The sequence below is a fragment of the Photobacterium aquimaris genome, from assembly GCF_002954455.1.
In the GTDB taxonomy this organism is placed as follows: Bacteria; Pseudomonadota; Gammaproteobacteria; order Enterobacterales; family Vibrionaceae; genus Photobacterium; species Photobacterium aquimaris.
The window spans coordinates 1,101,696-1,127,828 of sequence record NZ_MSCC01000001.1 but is presented as its reverse complement, the minus strand read 5'-3'; the positions used below and the strand labels follow the sequence as shown (position 1 = coordinate 1,127,828).

Annotated in this window: 23 protein-coding genes and 1 pseudogene; 12 read left to right on the top strand and 12 right to left on the bottom strand. The window is 37.1% G+C overall.

Features of this window, described 5'->3' with window-relative positions; genetic code table 11:
- Window positions 1-54: 54 nt before the first annotated feature.
- Window positions 55-450 (bottom strand): hypothetical protein, encoded by a 396-nt coding sequence (locus BTN98_RS04950; protein ID WP_061000248.1) that lies wholly within the window; start codon window positions 448-450, stop codon window positions 55-57.
- A gap of 592 nt (window positions 451-1,042) precedes the next feature.
- Between BTN98_RS04950 and BTN98_RS20170 the strand changes: the two are divergent.
- Window positions 1,043-1,216 (top strand): annotated as a pseudogene (locus BTN98_RS20170) (UTRA domain-containing protein); the annotation flags it as partial.
- Between the two features lie 529 nt (window positions 1,217-1,745).
- Window positions 1,746-2,699 carry a TerC family protein gene (locus BTN98_RS04945; protein WP_061000250.1) on the top strand — a complete coding sequence of 318 codons (954 nt, stop codon included), beginning with the start codon at window positions 1,746-1,748 and terminating at the stop codon, window positions 2,697-2,699.
- An 87-nt stretch (window positions 2,700-2,786) separates the two neighbouring features.
- Here BTN98_RS04945 and BTN98_RS04940 read toward each other — a convergent pair whose 3' ends face one another.
- Both BTN98_RS04940 and BTN98_RS04935 read right to left on the bottom strand, forming a co-directional pair.
- Window positions 2,787-3,518 (bottom strand): HAD family hydrolase, encoded by a 732-nt coding sequence (locus BTN98_RS04940; RefSeq protein WP_061000252.1) that lies wholly within the window; start codon window positions 3,516-3,518, stop codon window positions 2,787-2,789.
- A 148-nt stretch (window positions 3,519-3,666) separates the two neighbouring features.
- Window positions 3,667-5,445: a L,D-transpeptidase family protein gene (locus BTN98_RS04935; protein ID WP_061000255.1), complete on the bottom strand. Its 1,779-nt coding sequence runs from the start codon at window positions 5,443-5,445 to the stop codon at window positions 3,667-3,669.
- Window positions 5,446-6,091: 646 nt separating this feature from the next.
- Here BTN98_RS04935 and BTN98_RS04930 point away from each other — a divergent pair.
- Together BTN98_RS04930 and BTN98_RS04925 are read left to right on the top strand one after the other, a co-directional pair.
- A complete protein-coding gene (locus BTN98_RS04930; RefSeq protein WP_061000259.1) occupies window positions 6,092-7,624 on the top strand; it encodes a YjjI family glycine radical enzyme in 1,533 nt (510 codons plus the stop codon).
- Between the two features lie 15 nt (window positions 7,625-7,639).
- Entirely contained in the window at window positions 7,640-8,512 is an 873-nt protein-coding gene (locus BTN98_RS04925) for a YjjW family glycine radical enzyme activase (RefSeq protein ID WP_061000262.1), read from the top strand.
- A 68-nt stretch (window positions 8,513-8,580) separates the two neighbouring features.
- On the opposite strand, the gene BTN98_RS04920 is transcribed toward BTN98_RS04925, so the two are convergent.
- Together BTN98_RS04920 and folE are read right to left on the bottom strand one after the other, a co-directional pair.
- The gene (locus BTN98_RS04920; protein ID WP_061000264.1) at window positions 8,581-9,528 is read right to left on the bottom strand and encodes a LysR family transcriptional regulator; all 948 of its coding nucleotides are present in this window, start codon (window positions 9,526-9,528) and stop codon (window positions 8,581-8,583) included.
- 89 nt (window positions 9,529-9,617) lie between these two features.
- Window positions 9,618-10,271, bottom strand: a complete 654-nt coding sequence (folE, locus tag BTN98_RS04915; protein WP_061000266.1) for a GTP cyclohydrolase I FolE — start codon at window positions 10,269-10,271, stop codon at window positions 9,618-9,620.
- Window positions 10,272-10,574: 303 nt separating this feature from the next.
- Between folE and moeA the strand changes: the two genes are divergently transcribed.
- From moeA to BTN98_RS04900, 3 genes are all read left to right on the top strand, one after another.
- Entirely contained in the window at window positions 10,575-11,810 is a 1,236-nt protein-coding gene (gene moeA, locus BTN98_RS04910; protein WP_061000269.1) for a molybdopterin molybdotransferase MoeA, read from the top strand.
- A gap of 129 nt (window positions 11,811-11,939) precedes the next feature.
- The gene (gene moeB, locus BTN98_RS04905) at window positions 11,940-12,710 is read left to right on the top strand and encodes a molybdopterin-synthase adenylyltransferase MoeB (RefSeq protein WP_061000271.1); all 771 of its coding nucleotides are present in this window, start codon (window positions 11,940-11,942) and stop codon (window positions 12,708-12,710) included.
- An 18-nt stretch (window positions 12,711-12,728) separates the two neighbouring features.
- On the top strand, window positions 12,729-12,962 hold the full coding sequence (locus tag BTN98_RS04900; protein ID WP_061000273.1) for a glutaredoxin family protein: 234 nt from the start codon (window positions 12,729-12,731) through the stop codon (window positions 12,960-12,962).
- A 103-nt stretch (window positions 12,963-13,065) separates the two neighbouring features.
- Here the strand turns inward: BTN98_RS04900 and BTN98_RS04895 are convergent, their stop codons facing one another.
- Window positions 13,066-13,908 carry a CvfB family protein gene (locus tag BTN98_RS04895; protein WP_061000275.1) on the bottom strand — a complete coding sequence of 281 codons (843 nt, stop codon included), beginning with the start codon at window positions 13,906-13,908 and terminating at the stop codon, window positions 13,066-13,068.
- A 327-nt stretch (window positions 13,909-14,235) separates the two neighbouring features.
- Here BTN98_RS04895 and BTN98_RS04890 point away from each other — a divergent pair, with 327 nt between their 5' ends.
- A complete protein-coding gene (locus BTN98_RS04890; RefSeq protein WP_061000277.1) occupies window positions 14,236-15,633 on the top strand; it encodes a hypothetical protein in 1,398 nt (465 codons plus the stop codon).
- Window positions 15,634-15,722: 89 nt separating this feature from the next.
- Here BTN98_RS04890 and cfa read toward each other — a convergent pair whose 3' ends face one another.
- Window positions 15,723-16,865 (bottom strand): cyclopropane fatty acyl phospholipid synthase, encoded by a 1,143-nt coding sequence (cfa, locus tag BTN98_RS04885; RefSeq protein WP_061000279.1) that lies wholly within the window; start codon window positions 16,863-16,865, stop codon window positions 15,723-15,725.
- 404 nt (window positions 16,866-17,269) lie between these two features.
- Here cfa and BTN98_RS04880 point away from each other — a divergent pair, with 404 nt between their 5' ends.
- On the top strand, window positions 17,270-18,736 hold the full coding sequence (locus BTN98_RS04880; protein WP_061000281.1) for a protein adenylyltransferase SelO: 1,467 nt from the start codon (window positions 17,270-17,272) through the stop codon (window positions 18,734-18,736).
- Window positions 18,737-18,824: 88 nt separating this feature from the next.
- Here BTN98_RS04880 and gpmA read toward each other — a convergent pair whose 3' ends face one another.
- Together gpmA and metC are read right to left on the bottom strand one after the other, a co-directional pair.
- Complete coding sequence (gpmA, locus tag BTN98_RS04875) at window positions 18,825-19,517, bottom strand: 2,3-diphosphoglycerate-dependent phosphoglycerate mutase (RefSeq protein ID WP_061000283.1); 693 nt, start codon at window positions 19,515-19,517, stop codon at window positions 18,825-18,827.
- A 518-nt stretch (window positions 19,518-20,035) separates the two neighbouring features.
- Window positions 20,036-21,223 (bottom strand): cystathionine beta-lyase, encoded by a 1,188-nt coding sequence (metC, locus tag BTN98_RS04870; RefSeq protein WP_061000286.1) that lies wholly within the window; start codon window positions 21,221-21,223, stop codon window positions 20,036-20,038.
- Window positions 21,224-21,387: 164 nt separating this feature from the next.
- Here metC and BTN98_RS04865 point away from each other — a divergent pair, with 164 nt between their 5' ends.
- The 3 genes from BTN98_RS04865 (at window position 21,388) to BTN98_RS04855 (ending at window position 23,603) form a co-directional block, all read left to right on the top strand.
- Window positions 21,388-21,873: a hypothetical protein gene (locus BTN98_RS04865; protein WP_061000288.1), complete on the top strand. Its 486-nt coding sequence runs from the start codon at window positions 21,388-21,390 to the stop codon at window positions 21,871-21,873.
- Window positions 21,874-21,940: 67 nt separating this feature from the next.
- Window positions 21,941-22,189, top strand: coding sequence for a hypothetical protein (locus tag BTN98_RS04860; RefSeq protein WP_061000322.1), 249 nt, complete (start codon window positions 21,941-21,943; stop codon window positions 22,187-22,189).
- A 244-nt stretch (window positions 22,190-22,433) separates the two neighbouring features.
- Complete coding sequence (locus tag BTN98_RS04855; protein WP_061000290.1) at window positions 22,434-23,603, top strand: lysozyme inhibitor LprI family protein; 1,170 nt, start codon at window positions 22,434-22,436, stop codon at window positions 23,601-23,603.
- A 124-nt stretch (window positions 23,604-23,727) separates the two neighbouring features.
- On the opposite strand, the gene BTN98_RS04850 is transcribed toward BTN98_RS04855, so the two are convergent.
- The 3 genes from BTN98_RS04850 to BTN98_RS04840 form a co-directional block, all read right to left on the bottom strand.
- Entirely contained in the window at window positions 23,728-24,015 is a 288-nt protein-coding gene (locus tag BTN98_RS04850; protein ID WP_231730731.1) for an ion channel, read from the bottom strand.
- Between the two features lie 203 nt (window positions 24,016-24,218).
- Window positions 24,219-25,115, bottom strand: coding sequence for a fructose bisphosphate aldolase (locus BTN98_RS04845; RefSeq protein ID WP_061000292.1), 897 nt, complete (start codon window positions 25,113-25,115; stop codon window positions 24,219-24,221).
- 338 nt (window positions 25,116-25,453) lie between these two features.
- A complete protein-coding gene (locus BTN98_RS04840; protein ID WP_061000295.1) occupies window positions 25,454-25,993 on the bottom strand; it encodes a DUF3332 domain-containing protein in 540 nt (179 codons plus the stop codon).
- Between the last annotated feature and the right edge of the window lie 140 nt (window positions 25,994-26,133).

Below are 26,133 nucleotides of genomic sequence, written 5' to 3'. Positions count from 1 at the left end.
ATAATCCATAAAAAAGGTGACGATAATCGTCACCTTTTTTATATTTAATTACCTTTAATCTAAAATAAACAGTAATTGTTCAGTATTATCTTGAACAAATTCAATGGTACTATTTATTTTATTATTAATTTCATCAAGTTGATGCTGTTCAAGAGAATATGGAAGATAAACAATAAGTTGCTTTATACCTTCTTGTTTAGCTAAATATAACAGTCGAGTTAAATTCTGTGTATCACTCGCATTGCTTGATAACACCTTTAATGCTTTTTCTTCTAATCGCTCAATACAAGATAAACGGTTTCTTGTTGTTTTTACCGTTATTTCAAGTGACGGGACTAAATACTTCAGAGCATCTATAAGTGACAAACGTTGCTGGCATGATTTAGACAGAAATTTTGTATAATCAAAAACAACAGCATTTTCTGCAACGTTATCAATTACTGTTTCCATAGCTATCCTTAGTCAGAAACATGATATTTATTCTATATACTACTTGCATTCGTTCGTTGAGCTAACGAATGCAAGTACTATACTTCTATATTAATTTTAATTGTACATGTTCCAATTAAAATATGTGATAGAAATCACGATCCAACTATAGATAGTTAATCAAAAAACACCAATAAAACAATAATTTAACACAAGACAAACAATTAATACCCTTTAACAAAGATATAATCTATAAAATCACTGATTGCTCGTAAAAAATAGTTAATGGGAATAATATATCTTAACTTCAGCTATCATACATTAAGCTGGCTTCTCTCCTTTCGCTAAGCGCTCATTAATTGTCTCAATAACGATAAATACATCCGCAACTGTATCAATCATATAATCAGGTTTAGAGCCACGAAATGCCGTTGTTGCTGTCTCACGCACTTTTATTTAGGTATTTAAATCTGCATGTTGATACTGATTGAATGTCATGCCAGCTTCATTACCTGACGTCAATACTGCAACAGTTCACACTCCTACATTTTTCCTTCAATAATTCCAGGAATAGAATCATCCGTCACAACAACATAATCAGGTCTAAAACCAGTTACGTGCCACCGCAGGCAGCCCGGCAATGTTTGTTGAACGGCTCAACTATGATCAATACGATAATATAATTGATTGTGATCTGCTATATTGGCGTCATGATGCTATTCGCATTGAGTCGCTATCCACGTTATCAACAGAAACTTCATTTTTGAACACATTGTCAGCATACTAAGCTGCCTATTTCACACGACTAAAATAATTAAACGGTATTTTATTCGTCAAATTTGCAATCAATTGTTCCAAATTAACGCTATTTAAGATATTGAATCAAATTAACCTCAAAAACGACTGGTAACTTACTGCTTACAAGTCTAAAATTGCCCCGTTTGGGGAGTAGTCACAATTGTTCGCCTGTCGTCATCTCGAAGCCACAAGCTTCCGGCAGCCGTGAATGGATTTGCTAATAGTCATCGTTGTCACCCATAGACAACACTACTAGCACCATTTTGACGAGACCAATGCCATTATCGTTTACATAAAAATGTAATCGAACCGACGTAATTTAATTACGTGGGTTTTTTTAATGCGCGGAAGGTTTTGTTTAGGCTCGCCTATGGCATACCTTTCGTATTTTATTCTGCGTAATAACTTTTTGTTATGAAACTTGTTTTTTATTTGTGATTTTATAAATATTCAAAATAAACAATAATCTTAATAACAATAAATTATCGCGTTAGATATTTATATAAAGAGAGAACTCTATGAGTATTTTTAGTTATGAAGGATTTGCTGTATTAACAGTATTAATGCTTGCACTCGATTTGTACCAAACACGCGGTGGTAAAATATCGATCAAAACAGCTGCACTTTGGAGTGTTTTTTGGGTCTGTTTAGCCTTTATTTTTATGGGCTTTATTTACCTATATTGGCCACAAATGGCACCTGAAAGCACATATACTAATAAACAAGCAGCAACATCGTTTATTACTGGTTACTTATTAGAAAAATCTCTCAGTGTTGATAACTTATTCGTGTTCGCACTTATTTTTGGTCAATTTGCCGTACCAGAAAGATTACGTCCACGTATTTTAATGCTAGGTATTGTAGGTGCGCTTATCTTACGTGCCGGCATGATTGGGGTTGGTGCGAAGCTCTTAGCTGACTACCACTGGATCCTTTATATCTTTGCTGTTTTCTTACTTTACACAGGCTTTAAGCTTTGGCGTGAAGGTGAAGAAGAACAAGAGGATTTCTCAAATTCAGCCCCTGTTCGTCTCGTTAAACGCTTCTTTAGAGTTGCAGACGATTACCATGACCATAAAATGTTTGTCAAAGATGGCAAAGGCTGGCTTGCAACACCATTATTAGTCGTTGTAGCAGTTATCGCCTTAACCGACGTAATGTTTGCACTTGACTCAATTCCAGCTATTTTCGCCGTTACTCAAGAAGCATTCTTAGTCTTTACAGCTAACGTATTTGCTCTACTTGGCTTACGTTCACTGTATTTCGTATTAGAAGGTATGCTAACCCGCTTCTGCTACTTACGTGTTGCTTTAGCCTTTATTCTAAGCTTCATTGGTATCAAAATGCTGCTTGTTGGCTCACCTTATGCGATTCCAACAGTGATTTCATTAGGTGTAATTATTCTTTCTATCACTATCGCTATCAGCGCTTCGTTATGGAAAACACGTAAAACAGAAACAACACAACAATAAACTAACGTCACCACACATTCACTAAAAAACGCCACTGTTAAAGCAGTGGCATTTTTATAGGCATTAACAGGCTCTTAAACCGTTATATTAGCCAATGTGCTGATTAATTATATCTAACAACTGTTGTGGCTGTTGCACGATGTATGTTGGCGTGTTCTGTGAAAGCTTATCATGATCACTAGCCTTACCAGTATCAACCCATACACTCGCAATGCCCGCGCCATTAGCTCCTGCAATATCTGCTGCCAATGAATCCCCCATATGAATAGCTTCATTAGGCTGACAACCCACTAACTCTAATGCTTTTTGAAAAATACTTAGTGCAGGTTTTTCTTCAGGTTCTTCTCCGCCCACAATAATATAATCAACATGATCTGCCATTGCTGTCGCAGCCAGTTTAGGACGCTGTGAAAAGACTGGACCATTGGTGATCACCACCAGCTTATACTGCTGACGTAAACAAGCTAACATCGCTTTTACGTGGGGAAAAAAATCAAATCCAGCCATACGGCCATCATCAAATGAGGCTTGAATAGTAACGGCCTGATCAAAAGTAATGGTCAGTTGTTGTTGAGCAAATAAAGTTTGGACTAACGTTTGTCTAAACAGGAGTTCATTATCTAATAATGCCACTAACTGTGGGAATTCATCATTGAGCTGTTTATAAACCCCTGCAATATAGCGTTGACAAAAAATATCTGCATTTAAGGTTGGAAACTGTGATTGGACATAATGTTTTAAAGTGGCCAACGCTTGTTTGTCAGCAACCGACGTTGCACATAAGGTTTCATCCATATCTAAAAAAATAGCTTTTAACATTACTTCCTCGTTGTGTCATACAATGACACTCTAACTGTATTGATTCCAAACAATAATTAAATTCTACCTTGCGCCACGATATTTAGCACACAAAAAAGCCAGCAATCTATGTGCTGGCTTTTATAAATATTATGCAGTCGGTAATTTTTTAACGCTTAACAAAATCTTTCATGGTAACGAATTTTGTTTTAATTGGCGTTGCTTGTGGTGAGTCATAACCATAAATATCATTACGCATTTGCAAGTGACCATTTTGATCAACCCACGCGGTTAAATAAACAAAATCAACATCAATTCGTTTTGAAAGACTGACAACTTTATTCTTTTGAGTATCAAGCATTGATTTAAAAGAATCAATATTATTGCGTTTTTGATAGTCAATCACATAATTAGCTAAATCATCAGCACGCTCAACACGCACACAACCAGAACTTAAATCACGTTTATTACGGTTAAACAAACCACGAGATGGTGTGTCATGTAAGAAAATAGCGTAATCATTTGGCATCAAGAATTTAACACGTCCTAATGAGTTATGTGGGCCTGGACCTTGCTGAAATTCATGCGGGAATGTTTTTGGATTCACTGTTTCCCAATCAATACTACTTGGTGGTACAACAGTACGATCTCGCCAGCTATTTAAAATCTGCATGTTATGAGCTTTCAGGTAATCACGAGAAAGTTTCACTTTTGGAATCACATCATGCTGCTTAATCGTAACAGGGACATTCCAATATGGATTAACAACCATTGTTGTTATCGCTGATGAGAATAGGTTTGTTGGACGCGTATCACGGCCGACAATTACCTTAGACTCAAACATTTTTTGACCGTTATCGTAAAGCTCTAGCTTATAGTTAGGAATATTTACCCAGATATGAGCACGAGTATCATTATGACGATTTAATGCTGACATACGTAAAGTGTTTAACGCTAATAAACGCGCAATATCACTGTATGGCATCGCTAATTGCTTAATTGTCGCAGAACCAACAATACCATCAGGCGTTAGCCCATGACGTTTTTGAAATAATTTAATACTTGCTAACAATGCACCAGCATTTTTCACTGTTGGTTGTACAGATAATGCATCATGATCCGCTTGGCTTAGATCACCTAAATGATAAAGCACCTGCACCACATCATGGCCATTAGGCAACACATCACCAGGACGATACACTGTTGACTTAAAGCTTGTACGGGTTAAATGATGAGGTGCCAATTGTTGGTACTTCTCAATCATTTTCATGGTTGATTCAAATGGAATATAAGTAGGACGATATGTTGTAAGCTTCGCGATTGTCATTGGGTATGCATCTTCATCGCTGCCATACTGAACCATTACTTGGCTCATATTTAGAGGCTCAGATAAAAATAACACATTACGGTTATGAGCAATATAATTTAAAAACGCGCGATAAACATAATAAGTATCAGTTGCTAAAAGGTCATAACCACGCAGATTACCTTGTTGCTCAAGTTTGTTCAGTTCACTTAAACGCTGGCTAATGCCTGGTAGCATTTTACTATCTGCGACCATTTGCAGCTGTGCCGTCAATTCTTTACGTAATGCAACAGTATTCCACAATGGGTAAAACTTATTTTGTGCATAAGCTTGTTCTATTTGTGGTGCAAAACATACGTTACTCGCGGTGTTACCACACAACATTTTAGTGCTAACTAAGTGTTGATTATTCAATGATGACCAATCAACACTGCCTGCTGTTAACGGTGCTTTTCGCGTACCTGCTGGAATCTGAGGTAGCACAGTATTTGGGCCGACAATTTGCGCTGTATTTGATGCAACTGCAACATTATGTGGAATAGCAGGGCTCGCTTCAGCAGCAAAAACACTACCGGGAACCATCAGCGATAAAACTAAAAGCTTGCTAACACGCTTAGCAACAACACGTTGAGGATTTAACATCGTCAAAGCGATCCTTACCTATATAATAGAACAAAATACACTATACCTAGCATTACAGCCTATCTTATTTGATATGCAATGACGGTAATTCATAAAAACTAACTATCTATATTTAGACAAATTTAGACAAATGATACAATTCAAAAAGTGGAACTTTAAAATTTAATTATGTCACATCACAATTATTTATCTTTAAAAGTAACAAAAAACACCTTCAATGCATTGATATTATTACAATTGAATGATATTTAAAACCTAAAAAAACATTCTTTTATTAAAAATAAAATCGATGTGAAAAAGAAGAAATATCTCACCATTGCGCTTTTAATTGCTCATTGATTATGCTTATTTAGCATTCCTAGCTACAACAACCACTTTACAATGATGAAAATAGTAATAGTGAATAATGCTATTTTGTTGTTACTAAATTACAAACTTAAGGCCTGTTTATTTAATATAATCTTGAAGATTGATTTACTTTGCGACTATTGTACACCGCATTTTTTTATATCACATAACTTTTAGCTGCATTAAACAATGGATTTCCATTTTGGAAAAATACCGTTCTGTATTTTTCACTTCTGGAAAAATATATTCTCCGTTAGATTAGCCGCACAAAACCTATGGATATAAGAAGAACATAGCAATGACACTACAAACAAAAATTAAAAATATCATTACTGATCCAACATTAAGTGCAAAGCAAAAAACATTGTTCCTGTCGTTGGAAGCAGAAGCTATTGTCGACTATATGCCAATTTCCACTGACGTTTCAGCAGCAAAAGATGCTGGTATTATTTGTGATATGTTTGAAGGTAATGCACCTTTTAAACCTCGTTATGTTCTTCCTGATTACGCTAAATTTTTACAACAAGGTTCTGAATACTTAGAGCTAGAGGCTGCAACTGATTTAGATGAAGCAATTAACCTACTGACGATCATTTATCATCACGTACCGTCAGTCACAAATATTCCAGTTTACCTTGGTCAACTTGACCAAATCTTACTGCCTTTTGTTACTAATATAAGTGACGATGTACTATACCGTAAGCTGAAAAATTTCTGGATCATGCTTGACCGCACCCTACCAGATGCCTTCATGCACGTTAATATTGGTCCAACAGATAACATCGTCTGTCGTATGATTTTAACCATTGATGCAGAACTTAAACAAGTTGCACCCAATTTGACATTTATGTATGACCCACAAATCACACCAGAAAGCTTATTACAACAAGCGTGTGACAATATTTGTGAGTGTAGCAAGCCACACATTGCTAACTATCCAATGTTTGCAGACGCATTTGGTGCGCCTGGTTTTGGTATCGTAAGTTGCTATAACTCATTACCTGTTGCTGGTGGTGCCAACACCTTAGTGCGTATGAACTTAAAAGAAGTCGCACTACGTAGTAATAGTGTTGAAGAGTTCCTAACCACCACCCTGCCACATTACAGTGGACTGATGTTTGAACTGATTGAAGCACGTTCAGCCTTCTTGCATGAAGAATCAAACTTCTTTAATGGTTTCTTGACCACAGAAGGCTTAATCAATGAAGACCGTTTTGCACCTATGTTTGGTATTTTCGGTATGGCTGAAGCCGTAAACATTCTGATGGAAAAATCAGGATCAACAGCTAAGTATGGTCACAACGAAGCAGCAAATGCTATCGCACTGAAAATCAGTGAAACATTAAATGAAATCGTCACCACAACACCAGTAAAATACGGTTTAAATGGCCGCGCTCTATTGCACTCACAAGGTGGTATTAGTTGTGACCACGAAGTCACGCCGGGTATTCGTATTCCTTATGGTACCGAACCTGATCCAGTGGTTCACATTAAAGCACTGGCTGCGCACCATCAATACTATACCTCAGGTATCAGTGAGATTTTGACTATCGAAGAAACGATTAAAAACAATCCACTGGCATTAATGCAACTATGCAAAGGCGCACTGGCTCTAGGATTCCGTGAATTTACTGCAAACGTTGCCAGCAATGATCTTGTTCGTATAACAGGTTACATGGTTAAGTTGTCTGATATTTCAAAATTCAAAGAGCAAGGATCACGTACGAACACCACCTGGTTGGGTACAGAAGCATCTGAAAATACACGTATTTTAGAGCGTCAACCTCGTGTTGTTAGTCGTGAAATGTCACCCGTTTATTCAGCTAAATAAAAAGATATCCATAGTATGATTTCTGCCACAGTCAGCAAAATATTGAACTACTCATGTGTTGATGGCCCAGGCAATCGTATGGTGCTGTTTTTGCAGGGGTGTAACTACCGCTGCAAAAACTGTCATAATCCACAAACAATTGATATCTGTAATCAATGTGGTGATTGCGTACCAAGTTGTCCAACGCAATCACTACAGCTTACAACCCAAAACAATAAACCGTTTGTGGCATGGAATATGTCGAATTGCACTGAGTGTGATGGTTGTTTAAGCGCATGTAATAAGCAATCGACCCCGAAAACACAACAATTAACAGTAGCGGATACTCTGGCTTTAATCAGAGATAATTTATTCTTTATTAATGGCATAACCGTAACGGGTGGTGAAGCGACGCTACAATTACCGTACATTATCGCATTATTTAAAGCCATAAAGTCCGATACTACTTTGCAGCATCTGAGCTGTATGATCGACAGTAATGGCAGTTTAAGCATTACTGGCTGGCAAATGGTCTTACCCTATCTTGATGGCGCAATGATTGATTTAAAGGCGTGGAATAACAGCACCCATCGCTGGTTAACTGGTCGTGATAATGATCGTGTTTTAGCCACTATTAATTGGTTAAGTCAGCATCAAAAACTATACGAAGTCCGTTTATTACAGATCCCCGAGATCACCGATTATGAACAATATATCGATGATGTTGCAGCTTATTTAATAGCGTTAGATAGCAGTGTACGTATTAAGCTCAATGCATTTCAGCATCATGGAGTTACTGGTGAGTCTCTCAACTGGACAACATGTAAAAAAGAGAACATCGAGGCATTAGCTGCATTACTGACTGAACGTAATGTTACTAATTTAATCTTACCTAGCGTGTATGTATAGCAGCATTAAAAACTATCGTCAGTAGTGATCACCAAATCAGTACTGACTTTTTTCGTTCAACATTGTCGCTATAATGTTTCTTTATTAACCTGACCGATTGTGTACCCTACAGTGATAATTTGTTTATACAACCATCGCAACGCAGGATCATTCATGCTGGGTTGATACCACACTAAACTGTAACCAACTTGCCCATAATTAAACGGCAATTCTTTCATGGTTAGTGATTGTGCTTGCGCTGCTACTTCGGCCCATTTCCTTGAGCAAGTAAACAATAACTCAGTATTTTTACACAGTGTTGCTGCAACACCAAAGTCAGCAACATTCACCATTACTTTGCGTTTACGGTGCTGTTGTGCAAGCTGCATTTCAAAAAATGGCACACTGAGATCATTATCGACAATACCAATATGCTCATAGTGTAAGTAGTCTTCAATCGTCAGTGATTGCGTTGCGAGTGGATGCTGATGTGACATTAAACACACCATTTCATCTGTAAATAAATTTTCCCACACTAAGTTATTATCAATATTCGGTGGTTGACTAAGATCATGTGGCAAAATAATAAAATCCAACACCCCTTTCGCTAACCCGCCAACACCAATATTATCTTTAGACCAAATATCTAAACGAATATTCGGCGCAAGTTTCAATACATGTTCACACAAAGGTGCAGCAATCAATTCAAAGGTACTTTCTCGCATCGACAGTGAAAAACTACCAGCATAATTAGCGACATCAAACTCTTCTTGAGTCATGATCTGATTCATATCGCTGATCATCTGATGTACTGTCGGCCCTAATCGACGCGCCAATGGTGTCGACACTAAACGATTACCATGACGATAAAACAGCTCATCATTTAGTGTATCTCGAAGCTGACTCAAGGTTTTACTGACCGATGATGGACTAACACAAAGCCGTTGCGCACAGTCTGTCACACTCAGAGTATCTAACATCACATGCAAGGTAATAAGGTGCTTCATGCTAATGCGAGAAAGCCTAATTAAATCCATCTATTGTCTCTTGAATATAAATAAAAAATGCCAGCCAATAATTTATTGGCAGGCATCTATAGAACATCAACTATGGTAGTGATTAACGCTTAACGAATACCATTAAAGAACTCAGCACGAGTCGCTGGATTACGTTTAAAAATACCACCTAATGCTGTTGTTGTGGTCACACTGGTTGCATCCATTACGCCACGAGATTTAACGCAGTAATGGGTTGCATCAATAGTAACGGCAACATCTTCACTTTCAAGTAGTGTTTGCAATGCCACTAATACTTGCTGAGTTAAACGTTCCTGCACCTGTGGGCGCTGAGAAAAGAAACGTACAATACGATTAATTTTAGATAAACCAATAATTTTTCCACGTGGAATATAGGCAATCGTTGCTTTACCATCAATCGTTACTAAATGGTGTTCACAGGTACTGGTTAAGGTTATGTCTTTTACTCGTACCATTTCATCACAGTTCATTTTATTTTCAATCACTGTGATTTTAGGAAAATTGGTGTAATCCAAACCTGAAAAAATTTCATCGACATACATCTTTGCAATACGGTGTGGTGTTTCAACCAAACTATCATCGGTAAGATCTAATGCTAATAGCGATAACACCTCACGCATATGGTATTCAATTTTTTCTTTCTTTTCTTCGCGACTGATTACATCAGCTGTCATCGGGGTTTCTAGACCACGGGCGGCTAAGGCGTCACGTACTTGTATTGCAGATACACTTAATGCTGTCATCTCTTCCTCCAGCTGACCTAGGTAGAATAAAAAAGACATACCCTTCTGACCTTGCCAGCGCTAAAATCCTTAGCAGAATACCCCCAAATGAGAATAATTTCACCACCAAATTTCTTATGGTTACGTACTTCAAGTGTATTTTAGTATATTCAATCTCTTACCGAGGTAACCAATAAAGGGTAAACTATCTATTAACTAGCGTTCTGAACAATACTTAGTAAAAATCTGTAGCAAGATAACTTCAACTGAGAATTTTTCAGATCTGCTCACATCATTATCATTACTAAATAAATGGATTCGATTATGGGATGCTGCGACGTACCAGGTTTAATGACCGTTGAAACTGCGTTAAATAACATTATGACTCAGGTTTCACCATTAACAACAATCACCACGGTAGCATTAGCTGATGCAATGGGTATGGTGCTTGCTGAAGATATTCTTTCTCCTATTAATGTGCCGCCATTTGCTAATTCGGCAATGGATGGTTACGCTCTTCGTGCTGCTGATCTTGAACTTACCAATACCTTAACTATGGTTGGTAAATCATTTGCTGGTATTCCTTTTACGGGGACATGTGAAGCTGGGCAATGTGTTCGCATTATGACTGGTGCTGAAATTCCAGTCGGCGCTGATGTTGTTATCATGCAAGAAGAAACTCAAGTTGAAGGCAATAACATTCAGTTCAACATCAAGCCTAAAGCCAATGATAACATTCGCCCTATTGGCGACGATGTTCATTGCGGTGAAACTGTATTAGTTAAAGGTACTCGTTTAACAGCCCGTGAAATGCCATTACTTGCATCATTAGGTATTGCGACTTTTGCAGTGTACCGCCGTCCTAAAGTCGCCTTTTTCTCAACTGGCGATGAATTACGCCCTGTCGGTGAAACACTTGCAGCTGGTCAAATTTACGATAGCAACCGTTATGGTATCAAAGCATTATTAGAAAAATTTGGCTGTGATGTGTTAGATCTCGGTATTATTCCAGATTGCCCAGAAAAACTTCGCCAAGCATTCCTTACCGCATCAACAGATGCTGATGTTGTGATCACATCTGGCGGCGTAAGTGTCGGTGAGGCTGACTACACCAAAGACATTTTAGATCAAGAAGGTCAAATCGGTTTTTGGAAAATAGCCATGAAACCGGGTAAACCATTTGCCTTTGGTACGATCAATAATGCATGGTTCTGTGGTCTTCCTGGTAACCCAGTCTCTGCAATGCTAACCCTGTACCAATTAGTTCAACCGATGTTAGCTAAACTAGCAGGTCATAGCCAATACCAACCACCAGTGCGTTTACAAGCCAAAGCAACCTCAATGTTTAAGAAACGCCCTGGCCGTACTGACTTCCAACGTGGTATCTATAGCATTAACTGTGATGGCCAATTTGAAGTTGCAACAACAGGCAATCAAGGCTCTGGTGCATTCAGCTCAATGCACCACGCTAACTGCTTTGTGGTATTAGAACAAGATCGTGGCCGTGTTGAAGCTGGTGAATTAGTAACCATTGAAATGTTTAACCACACCATGTACTAATTTTTAGCGGTGCATTAACTTACTATCTATTAAATAGCGGTTAATGCATCACCAGCTAGATGCAATCTCAAATACGAATGCTCAAATAACGAATGCTCAAATAAATAGGTAATAACGGTAATTTCACTTATGACAATAGAACAACATGCCAATGCTGAATTATCAGATCAAGAAATGCTGCGCTATAATCGTCAAATTATTCTGCGCCAATTTGATTTCGAAGGCCAAGAAGCATTAAAAGCCTCATCGATGTTAATTTTAGGTGCTGGTGGTTTAGGCTGTGCTTCATCACAATACCTTGCCGCCGCCGGCGTGGGAAAAATCACACTTATTGATGATGATAAGGTTGAAGTTTCTAACTTACAACGTCAGATATTACATACTGATGCGACTGTTGGCATGCTCAAGGTTGAATCAGCTAAACAAGCATTAACGGCTATAAACCCCTATTTAACTGTTGAAACCATCGCTAAACGCTTAACCGATGACGAGTTATTACCACTGATTAAACAACATAGTTTGGTGTTGGATTGTTGTGATAACGTTGATACACGTAACCAACTTAACCGATTATGCTTTGCCACTAAAACCCCGCTTATTTCTGGGGCCGCTATTCGTATGGAAGGTCAAATAAGTGTTTATAGCTATCGCGATAGTGAACCTTGCTACCAATGTTTAAGCGCCCTCTTTGGACAACAGACATTAACCTGTGTTGAAGCTGGTATTATGTCGCCTGTTGTCGGTATTGTAGGTGCAGTACAAGCAATGGAAGCGATTAAAGTGGCAACCAATGTCGGTACTCCATTAACAGGTAAGATCTTAATGTTAGATGCAATGAGCATGAACTGGCGTGAAATGAAATTGATGCAGCAACCAAACTGTTCGGTGTGTAGTAAATAGCGTAGCGAATTAATTATTATGAAACGTATTACTCTGTTTACTCAAAAAAACTGTGGTCATTGTAAAGATGCTCAACAGTACATGAAAACCAAAAAATATCCTTTTCGTTTAGTCGATGTAGCAACACCACAAGGTAGAAAAGAATTAAGTCGCACCGGCGCCCGTTCTGTTCCTGTTATAAAAATTGGAGATAGCGTACTAATGGGTTGGAATATGGCTAAATTCGAACAACTACTCCACCAAAAAGAGTAATAACCCACAGTAAATATTCATAAAAAACCGACATCTTTAACTATTTCTAGTGGTATGTCGGTTTTTTATTGTCTTCACTAATAGCAATCAATGCCAGTGATGATTAATCGTTGTCGTTAAGACGGATTCCGTCTTTCTCGATCACAATTAAGCCTTTCTTATACAGACCACCAATGGTCTTTTTAAACGTAGCTTTACTCGTACGGAAAACACGGAAGATCTCATCAGGGCTTGATTTATCACTTACCGGAATAAAACCACCTTTGATTTCTAGCGATGTCAGGATCTTATCCGCCAAATCATCAACTTTACCTAAACCTACTTTTTGTAGTGATAGGTTAATTTTGCCATCTGGACGAATTTCTTGAACGTAGGCTTTTAGTTGTTTACCAATAAACAACTTACCAAATGCTTCTGTTTTAAAGAATAAGCCCCAATGTTCACCATTGATCACCGCTTTATAACCAAGCTCGGTAGTTTCTGCGATGATAACTTGTACTTCTTGACCTACTTTGTAGTTTGCAGGTGTTTTATCAAGGAAACGGTTAAACTTAGTTGAGCCAACAATACGACCAGATGCGCGATCCGTGTAAACACGAACCATCACTTCTTCGCCTTCTTCTAAGCGACGACGTTGCTCACTAAATGGAATAAGAAGATCTTTACGTAAACCCCAGTCAGCAAATGCACCAATCGTAGTGGCACCAACAATACGCAATTTAGCAAAACCACCCACTTCAACTAATGGTTCATCAGTGGTTGCAATCACTTCATCTTCAGAATCGAAGTAAATGAAAACTTTAAGCTTGTCGCCGAGCTTAGTACCTGCAGGCACAGTGTTCTTTGGTAACAAGATATTACCGAAGTCATCACCGCCATTAAGAAACACGCCAAAATCTACCAGCTTGATAACTTCTAGTGTGTTGTATTGTCCAATTTTAATCATGTATCAGGTACTCTCTATATAGGCAACAACACGCTTATAGTGCAGTTGGTTCAATATCTTTATCAATCAATTTTTTAGCGGTAATTATTAATATCTACCGCTGACTAGGCAATGCGCTATAATGCACGGGTTGCGCTTATGATGTCGATATTATACGTGATGTTGTTAGCCTTCGCCCAACCTATCTGCAATTATTTGATGTTTTTTCATCCTATTAGCATTAATAAGTTGTGATTTATAAATAATGGACAAAAACTTATTCTCGTATAACCTCAAGAGAAACCACTTTATGCCATTTAGCATTATCCGTTGGAGGGAAAATAAAAAGTGATTACTGTCGATAAAAAAGATGGGCATAAACTTAAAATATCTCATGTAATTCATGAAACAACTAATCGACAGCTTGATATGTACATTTTTATCCCTGGTGAACTTGGGTTAAATGCCAATATCATCTCTGAAGAAGAGTTTTATCATAATGCCATTCATGGCAAACGTACTTATTTCAGTGATATAAACCATCTGCCTTTAGTACATAGTCGCCTTGCAAGCCGAGGTAAACTCTCTATCGAGCAGTACCGTTTAAGTTTAAGTCTCTATGCCTATCAATATGCGTTAGCCTTGGAAAAAACAACGCAGCAATTGTTAGGAGATAGCAGTGAATCTAAACAAGAAGAAATAGAAGAAGCAGCACAGTTAGCTGTTCGTATTCTAAAAAGGTTACGCCGTAACATACCAACCGATAAAAAGTTACTTAAGTATTATGAAAATATTGATAACTATTTATCATGGTTTACAGAGCAACGTTTTCTGCAACTTATCGCTCACTTACCCCGTGGCGCAGAGTACAATGAAATCAAACCTCTACTATTAGAAATTTGCCAAAAAGAAGCCCAGCACCGTATAGATAATAATTATAACTCAGCAAGAGCGATGCAAGATCCAACGCGTATGTCAAATAAGATGCGCTTATTGCGGCGTCTGATTGAATACCCTGTAACGATGAAAGAGAAAACCGTGGAGTTGGGTAAAAATACTCGCAAAATTGTTACTGGTGCAGCGGCGGGTATTGTGATGATCTTTGTTACCTTAATGCTTATTAAAGCACGCGGTATGTTAGGTGATATCACTGCCTCTTTTATTTTGGTTTTATCGGTTATTTATGCCGCTCGTGAAGTGTTTAAAGACGACTTAAAAACCATGCTATGGCGCTGGATGCGTAAAGGAAAAGCACGCTGGCGCAAACAATTTTTTGATGCAAATACGGGTCATGTTATTGGACGTCAACTGGAGTGGTTAGAGTTTGTTAATTACGATAGCTTAGTCGATGTTATTCGTAAAACACGTAAGCATAATGTTTCTCACCGTGAAGAAACCATTTTGCATTATAAAAGCACTACCAGAATGTCACCAACCAAGTTCTTAAGTGGTTATGAACAAACACGTGAATCAATCATTCTTGATCTTAGATCGGTCGCGACCTTGATGGAAAAAGGTTCACAACGGTTATACCAACTTAATGATGGCCAAGTAACCAAAGAATCGGTTGAAAAACGACATCTAATTAACTTGATCACTCAAGAAACAGATGAAGATAAAACAGTTCGTATTCAGCGCTGGAAAATTATAATGAGTCGTTCAAAAATCGTTGATATTGAACCAATTATTACGCCAGAACCGAAAAAATCAAAGCATAAAAAAGCCATTACTGTTGATAATTCATAGTTAATTATTTACGTAAATATTACCCATATAACAATGCCCTCATTACAAGGGCATTGTTATTTTAAACAAATGGTTTAATCGCGTAACCGCTAGTTAGAACGCACACATAAAGGCAACTCTGCACCTTTCTTGGTTAAACCAAATTGCCATACGTTTAAATCGCGGCAACGAAAGGCACCGGCGCATGACAATAAGTAATAACGCCACATACGATAGAATTTTTCACCGTATTTCTCTGAAATTTGTGGCCAGTTTTGTTCAAATTTATCATTCCATGCCATTAATGTTTTATCATAATCTGGGCCGATATTTTGCACATCTTCGATATTGAAATAATCTTCTGCCGCAGATCCAATCTGTGTCATTGATGGCACGACACCATTAGGGAAGATATATTTATTAATCCACGCATCTGTCTCTGTTTTAGAATCTGGACTACCAATAGTATGTAATAAGAAGATACCATCATCAGCGAGATAACTATAAGCAGATTTAAAATATTGTTCATAGTTCTCGGGACCAACATGCTCCATCATACCGATAGACACTACACGATCATAAGGCTGTTCTGGCTCATGCAAACGGTAATCTTTTAGAATAAATTTCACTGGCAGATTAAGATCATCAGCACGTTGCTGACCAAGAGCAGACTGTTCTTTTGATAACGTTAGGCCATCACAAATTACGCCATAATTTTCTGCGGCATAAATCATAAAGCTACCCCAACCACAACCGATATCAAGTAGACGCATACCAGGTTTTAGTCCCATTTTACGACAAACTAAATCAAGTTTTGCATCTTGAGCACTATCAAGATCTGTTGCATTTTTCCAGTAGCCACAAGTATATGTCATACGTTTATCAAGCATTGATTCAAATAAATCATTACCTAAATCATAATGGAAAGGTACATCTTTCGTTACTCGATCAATACTTTGACGATTAAAAAGGTGTTTTACTTTTGATGCACCAATTTTTAAACCAACAGCTAATTTAGCGGATAAATCAAGTTTTTCATCAATACGAGCATGTAATACACGATTGATCATTTCATCAACCGCATCACAACTCCACCAGCCATCCATGTAGCTTTCACCAAAGCCTAATGAACCGTCTTTTAATACTCGATTATATAAACGCTCATCATGAACTTGAATATCCCAAGGTCGTGAGCCATTAATAGTTACGTCAGCATGTGATAATAGATTTTGGAAAAAAACTTCATTTGTCATCGTTATCATTCCTTATATGACCAATTTGTATGACAAATTGCCCCTAAATAAAGAAAACGACAATGTTAATTGTTGAAAAATAAGATTTAACAAATTATTGCATGCATATTTTAAATCTAAAGTTACAGAAAAAAGATATTTAAATATAAATTAGAAACTAATCAGATTAAATAACACCCGAAAATTTAATCTCTATTAATATTTAGTTATAAATCATCAACAATGAATAGTTTATGAATAAGCGACATTTTATTTATCCGCATTAATTCACATTTTCTCCTAACTCACTATTTGTCAGTCGCTAAAAATCATTGGTAGCCAATAACCCTACTTTTCATCCCTTGTTTATTTACCGTAACTCGATAAGCTTAAAAAGCCCTCTTTCTTTAGCTATAGGTATCTCCATGAAAACACTTTCGACGCTGATGTTTGCTAATAGCTATAGCGAGCTTGCCACATCACTCAGTATGTCAGTTATACCGCAACCTTTAGATCAACCTTATTTGGTACATTTTAATCCACTGGTCGCTGAAAAACTTGAGCTCGATCCCGCTGTTGCACTCGATACACGTTTTATCGAGATATTCAGTGGCAACAAAATATTAGCTAACATGTCTCCACTGGCGATGAAATATAGTGGTCATCAATTTGGACAATATAATCCAGACCTTGGAGACGGCAGAGGGCTATTACTAGGAGAAGTTATTACCAGTACCGGTAAAAAATGGGACTTACACTTAAAAGGCTCAGGAAAAACGCCTTATTCTAGAATGGGTGATGGCCGTGCTGTATTGCGATCCTCTATTCGTGAATACCTTGCAAGCGCAGCCATGGCAGGACTTAGCATACCAACAACCCACGCATTAGCAATCATTGGTAGTCAAACATCAGTGATACGAGAAAACGTTGAAACCGCAGCAACGCTTGTTCGTGTAGCTGAAAGTCATCTTCGTTTTGGCCATTTTGAGTATCTTTTTTACACTGGGCAACATCAAGAATTACAACAACTCGCTGACTATGTTATTGAGCACCATTTTCCAGAGTTGGCCTCAGCCCCATCTCCTTATGCCTCACTGTTTAAGCAAATATGTCAACGTACAGCTGCCATGATAGCTGCTTGGCAAGCGGTAGGATTTGCACATGGCGTTATGAATACTGATAACATGTCAATTTTAGGGCTAACATTTGATTATGGCCCGTTTGGATTTATTGATGATTATGAACCGAGTTATATTTGTAATCATTCAGATTACTCAGGCCGTTATGCCTTTGACCAACAACCTGCAATTGGGTTGTGGAACTTATCTGCTTTTGGCTACGCTTTGACACCATTACTCAATAAAACTGAGATTGATGATGGCTTAGAACATTACCAACACCAATTACAGCAGCAATATAGTCATAACATGCGTCAAAAATTAGGGTTAACCATTGCAGATGAGTCTGATACTCAATTATTTTCTGAACTGTTGCAGTTATTAAAACAATATAAGGTTGATTACACGTTGTTCTTTAGAACATTATCCCAAGTTCGCATTGATGAACTTCCACACGGTGAACATCACTTTAACGCACTGTTCCAATGCACTTTAGCTCTAAAAACATGGTTAGCTTGCTATCAACAACGGTTACAACTTGAGCCAGATACTCGCCAACGTCTAACGACAATGCGACAGCATAACCCGAAATATATTCTCCGTAATTATCTTGCCCAGCAAGCCATTGAAGAAGCTGAACAAGGAAATTATCAACTTATTGAGCAATTAATGACTGTTCTAGCGCACCCTTTTGATGAACATGAAGATGTAGAAAAGCTAGCACAACTACCACCGCATTGGGGTAAACATCTTGAAATCAGCTGCTCATCATGAATTTTCGTTTTAGATATATACAAAAAAACCTCACTTATAATAAGTGAGGTTTTATCTTTGACATTAACTCTTAAGTACTTATGTACTCTTATAAATAATAATATTTTATGGCTTTCATATTGCTGTCTAATTCATAGACTAGCGGTACTCCAGTAGGAATCTCCACCTGAGTTATCTCATCATCAGCAATATCACTGAGATGTTTCATTAAGGCGCGTAAACTATTACCATGTGCCGCGATAAGAATATCTGCACCACTATTGATTTTAGGTACAATAACATCGTTCCAAAATGGAATTACACGCTCATAAGTATCTTTTAATGACTCACCAATAGGTAGCTCATCAACGGTTAAATCAGCGTAACGTGGATCATTACCTGGGTAATAGAGGCTTGTTTTATCAACAGCTGGTGGCGGTGTGTCGTAGCTTCTACGCCAAATGAACACTTGCTCATCACCAAACTTTTCTGCTGTTTCTGCTTTATTTAAGCCTTGTAAGTTACCATAATGGCGTTCATTTAACTGCCAGCAATGATCAACTGGTAACCAGAGTAAATCAAGTTCTTCAAGTACGATAGATAAAGTATTAATGGCACGATTCAACATTGATGTATAACAAAAATTAAATTTGAAATTATTTTCTTTTAATTTTTGACCTGCTGACTGTGCTTCTGATTTACCTTGTTCAGTTAATGGTACATTGGCCCAACCAGTAAAACGGTTCTCTTTATTCCACTGGCTTTGACCATGACGAATTAAAACAATGCGAGTTGTTTTCATAGCAACCTCTATATTCTTATTAGTATTAATAACGGTGCTAATTATTTTCATGGAAATATATAAACCCACTCATAATAAACTTATTAATAAGCATTTAAATTTAATAATCCATTAAGCTTTAAAACTCAATAATAAAAATAAAATGGTTATTTATTAGTTTTAATCATGTATATACTTCAATAAAAATATCGTTGTCATTGGCATATTTATCAAACACCGAAACCTTATTGGTAATTATTCTCATCTATGGCAATTAAGATATCACCCACTCATTTCGATGGCAACAGCGACTGAAAAAATAAAATAAGACACAAAATACACAAATACAGACAAAACAACACTTGAAATTTAAGCATGTCTTTGAAAGTTATTTTTAACCAATTGATTTTAAATAGTTTTAATATTTTAAGACGTAATCAAACCAACTTATCGTAAAGAAATATTTACAGCTATTATTGCAATAGCTAAAATCAATCAATGATACGTCTTAGCATGTTGGTGCTAAGACGTTAATAGGATTAAGCGATACGTTCTAGGCCTTTGGCGAGATCATTTAGTAAATCATCACTGTCCTCTAAACCAATATGAACTCTTACTAATGTACCGTTAAAATCAACCTTACCAGCCGGACGAATACGGTTAAGTTCTTCAGGTTGGTTAGTTAAAATCAGCGACTCATATCCTCCCCATGAATACGCCATACTAAAATGGGTAAAATTATCAAGGAAATTGGCAATCTGTTGACTATCAAGACGCTTTTTAAGCACGAATGAAAACAGTCCACAACTACCACTAAAGTCACGCATAAAAAACTCATGCCCTTTGCAACTAGGTAAAGCAGGATGATTGACACGTTCAACTTGTGGATGCTGCGCTAACCATTCAGCAATTTTGATACTACTTTCATGATGTTGTTTTAAGCGTACCCCCATCGTCCGTAGACCACGGGCTGCAACGTAGGCTGTATCCGCATCAACCATTTGTCCCATTAAATAAGACCGCTCTCGCAACTGCTCCCAACAACGGCTATTGGCAACAGCAGTACCTAACATTGCATCTGAATGACCAACGATATATTTAGTCCCCGCTTGAACCGAAATATCAACACCATGATCTAAAGCTTTAAATAACACCCCCGCAGCCCATGTATTATCAACAATGATCACGATTTCAGGATTTATCGCTCGAACAGCTTTTACAATGGCAGGTATATCTTGCACTTCCATAGTGATTGAACTAGGAGATTCTAAAAACACGACTTTAGTATTGGGTTGAATTTTATCCGCAATATCAGCACCAACTGATGGATCATAATACGTCGTATCGACATTAAGCCCTTTTAACACTACATTGCAAAAATCTTGAGTTGGTTCATAGGCAGCCCCCGTCATTAGAAGGTGATCACCTGCAGCCACAAACGCTAAAATAGTATTAGCAACTGCTGCTGCACCACAAGGATAGAGATAACATCCAGCCCCACCCTCGATTTCAACCATCGCTTGTTGAAGTGAAAAATGGGTTAAAGTACCACGACGACCATAAAACAATTCACCATTAGCACGATTAGCTGTGGCTTGTTTTTTATCTGCAACTGAATCGAACACTAATGACGATGCACGTTGAATAACACTATTTACAGCCCCTTGACCAAATTTCTTTGATCGTCCAGCAGTAACCAATTGAGTATTAATATTCTGGCTAGACATATCACTCCCTTAATATTTCACTGTATGTTATTGAATATTCATTGTATAGCACGAATAGAGGCATCAAACTAGCACCCAAAAGTTATTGGTTATTCCTCATCGTCGATCACAAGCCGTTGCTTATACTGTATATTATCTATACTTCCTATAAGAGTGATCACCCAATGAAAAAGATATGCATTACAATTTTGACGTTATTGCTATTTTCTAGCAATGCCTTTGCTGACACTAATATTTGGCTAAATAGTAACCATAAAAATATCACTCCCAATGCAGTAATAAAAAACAACCAAATATGGTTAGCTAATAATCGCACTCAAACACCTAATTTCATAATCTTGCATCAAATGGATCAAACGAAAATCACCCAAGCATTAACCAACAACCAGGCTGTTATTGTGATTAAAAACAATACTATATGGATCAACGAAATAAGCGACCAGCCACCTTTTGCAATATTAAAAAACAATAATCAGATTTGGCTACAAGATAATCATGGTACTGTCGCCAATGCGATTATTAAATCAAATGGTACTTTATGGTTATCAACCAACACTTCTTCTATTGCTGATGCTTATATAGGTGGTAATAACCAACGTCAGGATGGATTCATTATTGCTGCATTAATTTTATCTCAGCAATTAGGCTAGTGTAATTTACAAATATTCCTTAAAATAGAAAATCGCACCAAGTCATCACTCAAAGAGTACAGCAATGATTAATAATGAATTAAGTGTTATCGATAGCCTTGAAGAACTAGAAGCTTTTCTACTTTCCGTTGAAAATGGTGGCCTTGGGCTACAAAGTGTAGAAGGTGTTGGCATGGCAACGAACAATGCTGATGGTCGTCATTTTGTTGCCGTTTTTAACGATAAGCAGCAACTGATTTATGGACGCTGGGTTACCAATGATGTGTTTGAAAACGGCAAAGAATTAGTCAGTAAAGGTCCACGCCACACACATTAATTAACGCGTTTATATACCTTTTTTACTAAAACGCCGATAATCAAGATTGGCGTTTTTTTATGTTATAACAAACCAATAGACAAGGTTTGCTATCTTATTTGTTGATGTACTACTATCAATCAATAATATACAAGATTCACAATCTATAAATAAAGTTATCAGTTCTAATATTCACCGATTATTTTTATCAATACGGCAAGATAACGCTAATAACATCACTTATATAAATATTAAGGACATTATCATGCCAATATATTATCGCTCATTTCCTCTGGTTATCATTTTAAGTTCATTAATAATAACTACTAATGCTAATGCTAATGCTAATGCTACGTCAGAAAAGTGCAGTCAATTAAGTACAGCAGTAGATAAAGCTATCTGTACTTCATCTGAATTAACCAAGCTCAACCATCAACTTGAACAACAATATCAACAAATAAAAAAAGCCCATAGTGCAGTTGATCAGGTAGTTATCTCAAATACCCAACAGCAATGGCGCCAACAAATTGAAAAACAATGTACAAGACAAGAATACATGGAAGGCTGTATTCGTCTTAACTTAAAACGTCAGCTTTACGAACTAAAACATGAGTCTGCGGCACTAACAACCGTCAGTAAAAAGTGGCGCCGATTAGATAGTTCTCTACGACAGTATGCTAATACCATCAAAAGCAACCATAAGCAGTGTCCAAATATTTCTCGCACACCGCCTAAAAATATAAAGCAATTAATTCCAAGCCAATATCTTTATGTGAAATCTTTAGTCAATCCACAATGTGACACTGTGATTCGTACCTTTGCAGGATGCGGTACATTGAAAAATAACCGCTGCAATAGCTGGCAGTTAAAACTGGTGGCTTCTGATGCTAATAATCAACATCCTTATGTAGTCGGTACGTTAGCAACAACCCATAGAACAGGCAATAGCGGTGCGATTTTTGTACCTTATAAGTTTAGTCCTAATGGCAAAAACATCATCTTAAAAGCTATGATGGGTCCACCAGGTGCTGGCGGGGGCAATATTAACTACGGCTATGATGTTATTATTCATAATAGTCAACAACAACTTTCAACGTCAACCCAGCATTACCTTGCGCCAGCTAATGCTCATTTTTATGCTAATAATACTCGAGTGGCTTATTTAGAAAATTCTCCATTACTGCCTAATTACCCACAACCTGGTGGTGGTTCAAATAACGGCAAATTAGTGATTAAGAACATCAATACCGATGAAGTCTTAATGACCAAAGAGTATACAGATACAAGCTATGCCATTAAAAAAATAAACCTAGCAGACCACACGATGACAATAGCAACAACTGTACATCGATTTGGTGGTAAATGCCCAAGGAAGGAGGACTCGCTTGGTTGCAGCTCTCGTACAACCACAGAACAAAAAATCACCCTTCCCTAATTTAGTGGTGTAGGTTTTAATAAGAGACAACAGTATTAGCCCTCATTAGTTATATAAAGTAATCTTGAGGGCTAGACTTATTGCTTATCTATATCGACTTTTTGTGCTTTATCTTGTAGTGATTTTACTCGGTAAGTGCCATATGACCATAACCAATTGTTGTAGCGGTTATAAAACTAAAATAAATTGCAGCAAAATTAGATACTAACTCACTAACCCCACCCGTTGCTTTATATAACACAGCAAAGCCTAAACACACTTCAATATAATTAATAACAAGCATTAAATAAGATCGTTTCCTAGATATCGGTGGACTATAAATATCAGAAAGAAATATCACATCCAGTAAATATAGTAATGTTTCAAGTAGAAGATAACTAATAAGGATAATTGCAAAGGTTGAATCTTCCAAGTTACATCTACATATTATTATTGGTGTGATTAATTTAAATAAACGTTCAATACCAAAGGTATTCTCTTTCTCCTCATTCCAAACGGCTTTTAGGTATAGAAAAGATGTAAGACATAACATGCAAACTTAATGAAGCATGCATATTATGTCCTACATCAATATTTTTGTTGTATATCTCAACCATATATTTTAAATCATGATATTTATGAACGCGATGCTTGATAAATAGGTTCAATAGTTTTTTCTAATGCTGCATCAAAATCAGCTTGTGCTTGATCAGCAAATAGATCATCCGTTAATACACGAGAGAAGCTTGCAATAATACCATTATTTGCTGCGAGTTTTTCACACGCCTGCATGAGCGGAAAACCACCTGACAGTGCAACAACTTTAACCATGTTTTTATGAACGATTAAGCCACTGTATAAATTTGCTTGTTCCGGCAATGTGAGTTTAAGCATAACAAGCTGATCATCGTTAAGTTGATCAAGTTGTGCTGATAGTTCACGATTTAGAATCTCTTCTGCTTGCGCTTTTTCAGGACTATCAATGCTAACTTCAGGCTCAATAATAGGTACTAGACCACCAGCTATAATTGTTTTAGCAACTTCAATTTGTTGCGCGACAACCGCTTTAATACCTGCTTCATTTGCATCCCAAATTACAGAGCGCATCTTGGTGCCAAATACATCTTTACTTTTTGCTTTTGCGACAAGTGCTTCAAGATAAACAATTGGTTCCATAAGTTGAACACCATTCGCCTTATCTTCAAGACCTTGGTCTACTTTAAGGAAAGGTAATACCCCTTTATCTTCCCAAAGGTAAAGTGAAGACGGTTTTCCTTCAATTTCACGATCTAGTGTGTTTTCAAATAAGATTGCACCAATAACTTTCTCGCCACTAAACGCAGGGCTAGTAATAATACGAGAACGCATCGCATGTACTAAATCAAACATTTGCTCATCATTACTATAGGCACTTTCTTCAATACCATAAGTTTTTAAAGCTTTGGGAGTACTACCACCACTTTGATCTAGTGCAGCAATAAAACCTTCTTGAGTGCGCATTTTTTCTAGTTGCTGTGTGTTGAATGTAGTCATAAGTTATCCCTCTGCGATTTTAGTTAATCCTGCATACTCGTTTAAACCAAAGTAGTACTAATTAATAAAAAAATTAAAGTTTTCAATATTTAGCCTAGTTTTTGATTTCATTCCCTTGACTTGCTATCTACTATATCGACAATTTTATTAACTTAATATAGCTCTTTTGACAATTAATAATTAAAAACAGCCATACAGAGCTTAATAAAATAATATTTTCAATCAGAAAAAAATAACGCATTGTTTATACGAAAAAAACCGTATACCTTATAAGATATACGGTTTTTAAATATATAGATTGAAACAACAGTTAAAAATAACTTTGCTAACTTATCTGTTTATGCTTGTAGAGCAGCATATTGGTCAAGGTCAGCAACAGTAACAGCGGTAATAAACTCACCATCTAGGTAAAAATTCACAGCATCACCTGCTTTCTCTCCACGCAGTAATGTTGTAGTGCCATTACGGTGAGATACTTTCATTTCTAACGTGTTGTCATCAAGCTGCTTAAATGCTGCCGCTTCAATATCACTATTCTGTACACTTGCTAATGGTACTGTCGTTAAAGAGCGATCCAACATATTGTTGATCTTCAAATATGTGTTTAACTTCATGTCTGCAACTGCTGGTGACTTACCAGTAATTGGGTTTTTCCCTGTCCAGAACTCAATTGAATTGAAGATAAATAAATCCGCAGTTGCAGCAATGCCATATATAGGGCTCAATAACACATACAATCCTGCACGGCCATAGCGGTTATCGACAGCTGACAAATTAGCTTTAGTCACAACTTTAGAAACCCCCATTTGACCAATACAGCCTGTTAGTGAAGTGGTTAATAACGCAATTGCTACAGCTTTAAGTGCAAATTTTTTCATTTAAAATTAACTCCGAACATATGATCTGACTAGACCAAAAACGTGCGGATTATAATTTTTTTCATTTTCATTACGAGCAAATAAGTAATAACAAATGTTTCATTTGAAACAGTACAGTCACACATAGTGAAATAAATAAT

Coding starts and splice junctions, on each gene's coding strand:
- BTN98_RS04930 (WP_061000259.1), top strand. CDS start 6,092: ATGACACTACAAACAAAAATTAAAAATATCATTACTGATCCAACATTA.
- BTN98_RS04935 (WP_061000255.1), bottom strand. CDS start 5,445: ATGTTAAATCCTCAACGTGTTGTTGCTAAGCGTGTTAGCAAGCTTTTA.
- BTN98_RS04840 (WP_061000295.1), bottom strand. CDS start 25,993: ATGAAAAAATTTGCACTTAAAGCTGTAGCAATTGCGTTATTAACCACT.
- moeA (WP_061000269.1), top strand. CDS start 10,575: ATGGGATGCTGCGACGTACCAGGTTTAATGACCGTTGAAACTGCGTTA.
- BTN98_RS04900 (WP_061000273.1), top strand. CDS start 12,729: ATGAAACGTATTACTCTGTTTACTCAAAAAAACTGTGGTCATTGTAAA.
- BTN98_RS04945 (WP_061000250.1), top strand. CDS start 1,746: ATGAGTATTTTTAGTTATGAAGGATTTGCTGTATTAACAGTATTAATG.
- cfa (WP_061000279.1), bottom strand. CDS start 16,865: ATGACAAATGAAGTTTTTTTCCAAAATCTATTATCACATGCTGACGTA.
- BTN98_RS04925 (WP_061000262.1), top strand. CDS start 7,640: ATGATTTCTGCCACAGTCAGCAAAATATTGAACTACTCATGTGTTGAT.
- BTN98_RS04865 (WP_061000288.1), top strand. CDS start 21,388: ATGAAAAAGATATGCATTACAATTTTGACGTTATTGCTATTTTCTAGC.
- BTN98_RS04855 (WP_061000290.1), top strand. CDS start 22,434: ATGCCAATATATTATCGCTCATTTCCTCTGGTTATCATTTTAAGTTCA.
- BTN98_RS04940 (WP_061000252.1), bottom strand. CDS start 3,518: ATGTTAAAAGCTATTTTTTTAGATATGGATGAAACCTTATGTGCAACG.
- BTN98_RS04950 (WP_061000248.1), bottom strand. CDS start 450: ATGGAAACAGTAATTGATAACGTTGCAGAAAATGCTGTTGTTTTTGAT.
- folE (WP_061000266.1), bottom strand. CDS start 10,271: ATGACAGCATTAAGTGTATCTGCAATACAAGTACGTGACGCCTTAGCC.
- gpmA (WP_061000283.1), bottom strand. CDS start 19,517: ATGAAAACAACTCGCATTGTTTTAATTCGTCATGGTCAAAGCCAGTGG.
- BTN98_RS04845 (WP_061000292.1), bottom strand. CDS start 25,115: ATGACTACATTCAACACACAGCAACTAGAAAAAATGCGCACTCAAGAA.
- BTN98_RS04880 (WP_061000281.1), top strand. CDS start 17,270: ATGAAAACACTTTCGACGCTGATGTTTGCTAATAGCTATAGCGAGCTT.
- metC (WP_061000286.1), bottom strand. CDS start 21,223: ATGTCTAGCCAGAATATTAATACTCAATTGGTTACTGCTGGACGATCA.
- moeB (WP_061000271.1), top strand. CDS start 11,940: ATGACAATAGAACAACATGCCAATGCTGAATTATCAGATCAAGAAATG.
- BTN98_RS04895 (WP_061000275.1), bottom strand. CDS start 13,908: ATGATTAAAATTGGACAATACAACACACTAGAAGTTATCAAGCTGGTA.
- BTN98_RS04920 (WP_061000264.1), bottom strand. CDS start 9,528: ATGGATTTAATTAGGCTTTCTCGCATTAGCATGAAGCACCTTATTACC.